The organism is Mucilaginibacter sp. RCC_168 (genome assembly GCF_041355315.1).
In the GTDB taxonomy this organism is placed as follows: Bacteria; Bacteroidota; Bacteroidia; order Sphingobacteriales; family Sphingobacteriaceae; genus Mucilaginibacter.
In genome coordinates this window covers 1-1,439 of the sequence record NZ_JBFUPN010000062.1, presented here as the reverse complement: position 1 = coordinate 1,439, position 1,439 = coordinate 1, and the positions used below count along the sequence as shown (strand labels likewise).

At 40.2% G+C, this 1,439-nt stretch carries 1 protein-coding gene; it reads right to left on the bottom strand.

Features of this window, described 5'->3' with window-relative positions; genetic code table 11:
- Positions 1-322: 322 nt before the first annotated feature.
- Positions 323-1,384 carry an IS110 family transposase gene (locus AB6735_RS27950; RefSeq protein ID WP_370999471.1) on the bottom strand — a complete coding sequence of 354 codons (1,062 nt, stop codon included), beginning with the start codon at positions 1,382-1,384 and terminating at the stop codon, positions 323-325.
- Positions 1,385-1,439: the final 55 nt, after the last annotated feature.

Sequence of the window (1,439 nt, the reverse complement as noted above, 5' to 3'; positions counted from 1 at the left end):
ACGAAGCAATCTTCTATGTTGAAAAACAAGTTTTGGATGAAATTTTATTCATATTCTTTAAAAAAAGGCAATAGTTGTTACTACCATGTTGGAATGTGGTTAACTCGAAGAGTTATCCATATTTCAACATGATTGCCATAATCTATAAACCATTCTTCTCTAAGTGAACACCTTGGCAAGCCAGGGTCACAAGTTTGTTGTTATGTTAATAGATGCGGGACGCAAACTCTACAAAGTGAACATCTCTCGATAGCAATGAGCGCGTCACAGATTGCTTCCGGCGTTGACCCGCATGTATAGTTTATAGCTATTTATTTATTTCTCAGGACATCATCACTTGATAGTTCGTTTTATTCTTCAGTACAAACCGCACCCGGTTAAGCAGCTTTCGGGCTACTTTAACAATGGCTTTATTTTTATCGCTCGTTCTTACTGCTGATTTATAAGCCAACAGTAAAGAAGAATCATAACGGATACACATCCAGGAGACTTCAATTATTATATATTTCAGATATACATTGCCACGTTTGGTATTACCGCCCGTGCGTTTAGTGTCACCACTATCATGACAATCGGGTATCAGGCCAAAGTAAGCGCTTAACTCTTTTAATGTCGGGAACCTGTTAATATCACCAATTTCTGTTAATAGTATCATTGCCGTTTGCAGGCCGATACCTGGAATAGACATTAACCAGGTTACGCGTTGTTTATACTTATCGTTCAGCGCCAGTGCTTTAACCTGGTTCTCTAATATGGATCTTTGTTCATTAAGCATGATCAGTTCTTTTAATAATACCCCGAAACTGATATCTGCCTGACCGCCCGGGTTGATCGCTGCTAACCAGGCCATAAACCCCTTGCTCCAGTTCTTACCCTGAAATTTAGCGGGAACAGCCATACCAAAGAACATTAAAAATGATTTTATCCGGTTCTTCACACGGGTAATATCACGGGTAATCTTATCATTGATACGAAGCAGCGACCGGTCTTGCTGCTGCTCAACATCGGGAACATAGATCGGCTGAAAATCTTTATTCTTTAATCCCCTGGCTAACTTACGGCTATCGACCCGGTCGTTTTTTTGCCTTTTCTCTTTGTCACTGGTAGGTACATCCGCCGGATGAATAACCATACACTTAATACCATCTTCGTTTAATGCTCTTTGCACGCCAAAGCCTGCAAAACCAGCCTCATAAACACATCGGTAATCTGCTCCAGGGTAATGCCTTCGTAAAAACGATGCCAAGCTTTTGCTGTCCGGTTCCTGGGTGAAATTCCGTAACTCCATTTCCTCTGACAGGATAGTGATGTGCCAACTCTTTAAATGAGAATCTATACCTACATAGATCTTTTCTCCACTAAAATCTCTTAAATTTGTTTCCATGGCTTCGGGTTTTAGTTTTCACTTTTGTTAACTTTAAGTTACTGTGAAACTTCTA

Excerpts from the sequence above, each read along its gene's own strand:
- AB6735_RS27950 (WP_370999471.1), bottom strand. The coding sequence starts at position 1,384 with ATGGAAACAAATTTAAGAGATTTTAGTGGAGAAAAGATCTATGTAGGT.